At 50.7% G+C, this 7,252-nt stretch carries 5 protein-coding genes; 3 read left to right on the top strand and 2 right to left on the bottom strand.

Annotation, left to right across the window (positions count from 1 at the left end):
- Together ompC and yddG are read right to left on the bottom strand one after the other, a co-directional pair.
- Window positions 1-1,015, bottom strand: a 1,015-nt coding sequence (gene ompC / locus FDX01_RS16115; RefSeq protein ID WP_249360997.1) for a porin OmpC, incomplete at its 3' end; no start/stop codon positions are given.
- Between the two features lie 460 nt (window positions 1,016-1,475).
- Complete coding sequence (gene yddG, locus FDX01_RS16110; RefSeq protein WP_137400142.1) at window positions 1,476-2,357, bottom strand: aromatic amino acid efflux DMT transporter YddG; 882 nt, start codon at window positions 2,355-2,357, stop codon at window positions 1,476-1,478.
- 288 nt (window positions 2,358-2,645) lie between these two features.
- Here yddG and fdnG point away from each other — a divergent pair, with 288 nt between their 5' ends.
- The 3 genes from fdnG to fdnI are packed head-to-tail and all read left to right on the top strand — an operon-like array spanning window position 2,646 to window position 7,240.
- The gene (gene fdnG, locus FDX01_RS16105; RefSeq protein WP_137400141.1) at window positions 2,646-5,693 is read left to right on the top strand and encodes a formate dehydrogenase-N subunit alpha; all 3,048 of its coding nucleotides are present in this window, start codon (window positions 2,646-2,648) and stop codon (window positions 5,691-5,693) included.
- Between the two features lie 13 nt (window positions 5,694-5,706).
- A complete protein-coding gene (fdnH, locus tag FDX01_RS16100; protein ID WP_115258486.1) occupies window positions 5,707-6,591 on the top strand; it encodes a formate dehydrogenase N subunit beta in 885 nt (294 codons plus the stop codon).
- Entirely contained in the window at window positions 6,584-7,240 is a 657-nt protein-coding gene (gene fdnI, locus FDX01_RS16095) for a formate dehydrogenase-N subunit gamma (protein WP_096757031.1), read from the top strand. The genes fdnH and fdnI overlap by 8 nt, the downstream gene beginning before the upstream one ends.
- Window positions 7,241-7,252 lie beyond the last annotated feature (12 nt).

Below are 7,252 nucleotides of genomic sequence, written 5' to 3'. Positions count from 1 at the left end.
TGTTGTCATCCAGCAGGTTGATTTTGTAATCAACGAAGGTGGACATGTTTTTGTTGAAGTAGTAGGTCGCACCTAGGTCTACGTATTCAACCAGATCCTGGTCACCATAAGTGCCAATGTTTTTACCTTTGGATTTCAGGTAAGCGATGGACGGACGCAGACCGAAGTCGAACTGGTACTGGGCCACAGCTTCAAAGTTCTGCGTTTTGTTAGCGATATTATTAGCATCACCAAACACAGTCATGTTCAGGGTTTCGGAGTAAGTGGTTGCCAGGTAGATGTTGTTCGCATCGTATTTCAGACCAGCAGCCCATACTTCAGCGTTTTTACCGTCAGCGTTCAGGTTACCACCACGGTTTACCTGAGCATCAGTACGGTCAGATTTCGCATAGGTTGCACCTACACCGAAGCCTTCGTACTCATAGGTGGTAGACAGGCCAAAACCGTCGCCATTAGCTTCGTTAGGTTTACGTTTGTCTTCATTTTTACCCTGGTACTGCGCGGCAAAGTTCAGACCTTCTACCAGACCGAAGAAGTCAGTGTTACGGTAGGTTGCAACGCCGGTAGTACGGCTGGTCATGAACACGTCAGTCTGGGTCCAGGTATCACCACCGAACTCAGGCAGAACGTCGGTCCATGCGCCGATGTCGTAAGCTACGCCGTAGTTACGACCGTAGTCGAAAGAACCGTATTCAGCGAATTTCAGGCCAGCAAATGCCAGACGGGTTTTGTCGCTGTCAGAACCACCGGTGGATTCAGTACGGTTGCCTTTGAATTCATATTCCCACTGGCCAAAACCAACCAGCTGGTCGTTGATCTGGGTTTCGCCTTTGAAGCCCATACGTGCGTAAGTTTTGTCGCCATCGCTGCCGTTGTCGTCAGAGAAGTAATGCTGAGCGTGAACTTTACCGTACAGATCCAGTTTGTTGCCGTCTTTGTTATATACCTCAGCTGCGTTTACCGCACCTGCTGCCAACAGGGAAGTCACTGCCACTGCAACTAATTTAAGTTTCATTCTAAATAATCCTTATAATTTTCTTCTTGGTGTGATTCCTAAACCATTGCTAAACGAAGGGGTTCGTCAATGGCGAACTATTTTTAAATGACCTTGTGGTATGAGTTCAATAATAAGTTTCATAATATTGCAGAATATTTGAAGTTGTGTGATCTAGATCTACTTAATACAACTGATTATATTAGTCGTAATATGTGATTTATCGATATGGGTATATTTACACAAGGAACTATTATGCTGGCTATGGTTTAATTAGCGTTAATTGCGCATGTGTAATATATACATTTAGAGGGATATAGATAACCATGCAATACTTACATGGGTTAATTAATTACCATATATTTAACATTTAATTAAACAAAATAAAACATAAAACACAAGCAGAATGAACAATAAATATCCATTAATGTGACGATAATATAACCGGATTTCGTTTTTAGGCTCCACCCGGCGTCTTTTTTCAGGCGCGGCGTGTTGCCAGCCAACACAGCAAAGAGCCAGCACAGACCATCAATGTACCTTGCCAGAACGAAAATGACAGCGGGGCGCTCAGCAGCACGGCGGCAAGTGCTGAAGAGAGGACCGGTGTGAAATAAGAGCCAACGGCCATAACCGTGACGTTCCCGTGCAGGATACCGATATTCCACGCTGCATAGGCAAATCCTAAGGTTAATGCGGCGGTAAACAGTTTAATGGTCACCGGCGTGCTGAACACCATCTCAGGTTGTGGCGTAATAAAATAATAAATCCACAAACTGGTGGCCGTCAGTAAAACGAACACGGTGATGCCGTTAAAGCCTTTTGCATATTTATTGGTCACAGTGCAATAGGTCGCCCAGATAAATGCGCCAAGAAAAGCGAGAAAATAACTGAGCGGGCTACTGGCGACGTTGCTGATAATTTCACCTAAGTTAAGTCCATTATCTCCACCTAATACCCAGCAAACGCCGGTCAATGCCACGATTAATCCGGGGATAACCAGCCAGGTTGTTTTTTGACCATTAAATAATATCGCAAACAATATGGTCAGGCTGGGCCAGAGATAATTAACCATACCGACCTCAATCGCCTGGTGGCGGGTGGCGGCATAGCCCAGCGCTAACGCTAAACATATTTCATAGCTAACGAACAGTACGCTGCCGGCGATTAAATAGCGAACAGGAAACTGCCGGATATTTGGGAAGCCAACGGTGAATATTAGCAGCAGACCGCTTAAAGAAAAGATCATGGCAGCGCCGCCTGCAGGCCCCAGTCCCTCGCTAACGCCACGGATCAGCCCAACCATGGTGCTCCAGAGGATGATGGCGATAAGCCCAATCAACGTTGCTTTTTGTTTTGTCATTCGGTTTGTCTGTCCATAGTACTGGCAAAAAAATGGAGCTGAAATGTATAGCACTTTTAGGTCGTAGCACGCTAACGAATTAGCTTTTAGCTAACCCCTTGTGGGTATGAGGGTTAAACAAACTGCACTATTTAGTAGCGGAACCGTTTCGTTATTGATTTGACGCAAAAAATTTATGGATATAGCTGTTAGTTTCGTCGCGAAGTTGTACACATCACCTTTCAAGCTGCCGCTTTAGTGCAACGAGAAGGTGCCAGTGTACGCATCCCTGCAAAAAAGAGGAAAGCAATGGACGTCAGCCGCAGACAATTCTTTAAAATCTGCGCGGGCGGTATGGCGGGAACAACAGTAGCCGCACTGGGTTTTGCACCCAAGATGGCTCTGGCTCAGGCGCGAAATTACAAGCTGATACGCGCGAAAGAGATCCGAAACACCTGCACATACTGTTCCGTAGGTTGCGGGCTATTAATGTATAGCCTGGGTGATGGAGCAAAAAATGCCAAAGAATCGATTTACCATATCGAGGGGGATCCGGATCATCCGGTGAGCCGTGGGGCATTATGTCCGAAGGGCGCAGGATTGCTGGACTACGTACACAGTGAAAACCGTTTACGTTATCCTGAATATCGCGCACCGGGTTCCGATAAATGGCAGCGCATTAGCTGGGATGAAGCATTCACCCGCATTGCAAAATTAATGAAAGCTGACCGTGACGCCAACTTCATTGAGAAGAATGAGCAGGGCGTAACGGTAAACCGCTGGCTTTCAACCGGGATGCTGTGCGCATCTGCGGCAAGTAATGAAACTGGCATGCTGACGCAAAAATTTGTGCGCTCACTCGGCATGCTGGCGGTAGATAACCAGGCGCGCGTCTGACACGGACCAACGGTAGCAAGTCTTGCTCCAACATTTGGTCGCGGTGCGATGACCAACCACTGGGTTGATATCAAAAACGCTAACGTCGTGATGGTGATGGGCGGTAACGCCGCTGAAGCACATCCGGTGGGATTCCGCTGGGCGATGGAAGCCAAGAACAACAATGATGCCACGCTGATTGTTGTCGATCCCCGTTTTACACGTACAGCCTCCGTCGCAGATATTTACGCGCCGATTCGCTCCGGTACGGACATTACGTTCCTTTCCGGTGTGTTGCTGTACCTGATTGAAAACAACAAAATTAACGCTGAATACGTTAAGCACTATACCAACGCCAGCCTGCTGGTGCGGGATGATTTTGCTTTCGAAGATGGTCTGTTCAGCGGCTACGACGCAGAAAAACGTCAATACGATAAATCGTCGTGGAACTACCAGTTCGATGAAAACGGCTACGCCAAACGCGATGAAACGCTGTCCCATCCGCGCTGTGTCTGGAACTTGCTGAAACAGCACGTTTCCCGCTATACGCCGGACGTGGTGGAAAACATCTGCGGTACGCCAAAAGCCGACTTCCTGAAAGTGTGTGAAGTGCTGGCCTCTACCAGCGCGGCCGATCGTACCACCACCTTCCTGTACGCACTGGGCTGGACTCAGCATACCGTGGGCGCGCAGAACATCCGCACCATGGCGATGATCCAGTTGCTGCTGGGTAACATGGGGATGGCCGGTGGCGGCGTCAACGCTTTGCGCGGTCACTCCAACATTCAGGGGTTAACCGACTTAGGTCTGCTGTCTACCAGCCTGCCGGGCTATCTGACGCTGCCGTCTGAGAAACAGACCGATCTGCAAACGCATCTGACGGCGAATACGCCAAAAGCCACGCTGGCCGACCAGGTGAACTACTGGGGTAACTATCCTAAGTTCTTCGTTAGCCTGATGAAATCTTTCTACGGCGATGCGGCGCAGAAAGACAATGACTGGGGCTTTAACTGGCTGCCGAAGTGGGATCAGTCCTACGACGTCATTAAATACTTCAACATGATGGATAGCGGGAAAGTCACCGGCTACATCTGTCAGGGCTTTAACCCGGTTGCGTCCTTCCCGGACAAAAACAAAGTGGTGCAGTCGCTGAGCAAACTGAAGTATCTGGTGGTTATCGATCCGCTGGTGACAGAAACCTCAACGTTCTGGCAAAACCATGGCGAATCGAACGATGTCGATCCGTCGACTATCCAGACCGAAGTGTTCCGTCTGCCATCAACCTGCTTTGCGGAAGAAGACGGCTCAATTGCCAACTCCGGACGCTGGCTGCAGTGGCACTGGAAAGGTCAGGATGCACCGGGCGAAGCGCGCAATGACGGCGAAATTCTGGCCGGTATTTACCATCGTCTGCGCAATATGTATCGCACTGAAGGTGGTAAAGGCGTAGAGCCAGTACTAAAAATGAGCTGGAGCTACAAGCAGCCGGACGAACCGCATTCAGAAGAAGTGGCCAAAGAGAACAACGGCTATGCGCTCGAAGATCTCTATGATGCCAACGGCGTGCTGGTTGCGAAGAAAGGCCAGTTGCTGAACAGCTTTGCGCTGCTGCGTGATGACGGTACCACGGCATCCTCCTGCTGGATTTACACCGGTAGCTGGACCGAGCAGGGCAACCAGATGGCTAACCGCGATAACTCTGACCCGTCGGGGCTGGGGAATACGCTGGGTTGGGCATGGGCATGGCCACTGAACCGCCGCGTGCTGTATAACCGCGCATCGGTCGATCCGCAGGGTAAACCGTGGGATCCGAAGCGTATGCTGATCAAGTGGAACGGAACGAAGTGGACGGGTAACGATATCCCGGACTTCAACAACGCACCGCCAGGTAGCGCGACCAATCCGTTTATCATGCAACCGGAAGGTCTGGGTCGTCTGTTCGCCATCGACAAGCTGGCGGAAGGGCCGTTCCCGGAACACTACGAGCCGATGGAAACGCCGCTGGGTACAAACCCGCTGCACCCGAACGTCATCTCTAACCCGGCAGCACGTTTGTACGAAGCGGATGCGTTACGTATGGGGAACAAGAATGACTTCCCATATGTTGGTACGACCTATCGTCTGACCGAACATTTCCACACCTGGACCAAGCACGCGTTGTTGAATGCGATTGCCCAGCCAGAGCAGTTTGTGGAAATCAGCGAAACGCTGGCGGCGGCGAAAGGGATTGCCAACGGCGATCACGTGAAAGTCAGCAGCAAGCGCGGGTTCATTCGTGCGGTTGCGGTGGTGACGCGTCGTCTGCGCTCGCTGAACGTCAACGGTCAGCAGGTAGAGACGGTGGGGATCCCGATTCACTGGGGCTTTGAAGGAGTCGCGCGTAAAGGCTTTATCGCCAACACCCTGACACCAAATGTCGGTGATGCAAACTCGCAAACGCCGGAATACAAAGCGTTTTTAGTTAACATCGAGAAGGCGTAAGGGAGGCGATCATATGTCTATGGAAACGCAGGACATCATCAAAAGGTCCGCTACCAACTCCATCACGCCGCCTCCTCAGGCACGTGATTACAAAGCAGAAGTCGCGAAGCTGATTGACGTTTCCACTTGTATTGGGTGTAAAGCCTGTCAGGTGGCATGTTCAGAGTGGAACGATATCCGTGATGAAGTCGGCCATTGCGTCGGGGTGTACGACAACCCTGCCGATCTCAGCGCCAAATCCTGGACGGTGATGCGTTTTACCGAAACCGAACAGAATGGCAAGCTGGAATGGTTGATTCGTAAAGACGGCTGTATGCACTGTGAAGATCCGGGCTGCCTGAAGGCGTGCCCGTCTGCCGGAGCCATCATCCAGTACGCCAACGGGATTGTTGATTTCCAGTCAGAGCATTGCATTGGCTGCGGTTACTGTATTGCCGGGTGTCCATTTAATATTCCGCGCCTCAATAAAGAGGATAACCGCGTGTATAAATGTACGCTGTGTGTGGATCGCGTGAGCGTCGGGCAGGAACCTGCCTGCGTGAAAACGTGTCCGACCGGGGCGATACATTTCGGCACCAAGCAAGAGATGCTGGAAATGGCCGAGCAGCGCGTGGAGAAACTGAAATCGCGCGGCTACGAACATGCCGGTGTCTACAACCCGCAGGGTGTGGGTGGAACGCACGTTATGTACGTCCTGCATCACGCCAACCAGCCGGAGTTGTACCACGGTTTGCCAAAAGATCCGCAGATAGATACTTCTATCAATCTGTGGAAAGGGGCACTGAAACCGCTGGCCGCCGCCGGATTTATCGCCACCTTCGCCGGGCTGATTTATCACTACATCGGTATTGGCCCGAACAAGGAAGTGGACGACGACGAGGAGGATCATCATGAGTAAGTCGAAAATGATTGTGCGCACGAAGTTTATCGACCGCGCCTGTCACTGGACAGTGGTGATCTGCTTCTTTCTGGTGTCGCTGTCGGGGATTTCGTTTTTCTTCCCGACGCTGCAGTGGCTGACGCAGACCTTCGGTACACCGCAAATGGGCCGCATTTTGCACCCATTCTTCGGTCTGCTGATTTTCGTCGCGCTGATGTTCATGTTTGTGCGCTTTGTGCACCACAACATCCCGGATAAGAAAGATATTCCGTGGCTGAAAAACATTGTGGAAGTGCTGAAGGGCAATGAACACAAAGTGGCGGACGTCGGTAAGTACAACGCCGGACAAAAAATGATGTTCTGGTCGATCATGAGCATGATTTTTGTGCTGTTGATCACCGGGGTGATTATCTGGCGTCCGTACTTTGCGCAGTTCTTCCCAATGCAGGTTGTGCGTTACAGCCTGCTGATCCACGCTGCGGCGGGTATTATTTTGATGCACGCCATCCTCATCCATATGTACATGGCATTTTGGGTGAAAGGATCGATTAAAGGCATGGTCGAAGGGAAGGTCAGCCGCCGCTGGGCGAAGAAGCATCACCCACGCTGGTATCGCGAAGTCGAAAAAGCCGAAGCCAAAAAAGAGAACGAGCAAGGGCTGCAATAACCCATTGACGTT

The organism is Citrobacter sp. wls613 (assembly GCF_005281195.1).
GTDB classification, from domain to species: Bacteria; Pseudomonadota; Gammaproteobacteria; order Enterobacterales; family Enterobacteriaceae; genus Citrobacter; species Citrobacter gillenii.
The sequence above is the reverse complement of the archived record's forward strand: the minus strand, read 5'-3'. Positions and strand labels throughout refer to the sequence as shown.

Coding starts and splice junctions, on each gene's coding strand:
- yddG (WP_137400142.1), bottom strand. CDS start 2,357: ATGACAAAACAAAAAGCAACGTTGATTGGGCTTATCGCCATCATCCTC.
- fdnI (WP_096757031.1), top strand. CDS start 6,584: ATGAGTAAGTCGAAAATGATTGTGCGCACGAAGTTTATCGACCGCGCC.
- fdnH (WP_115258486.1), top strand. CDS start 5,707: ATGTCTATGGAAACGCAGGACATCATCAAAAGGTCCGCTACCAACTCC.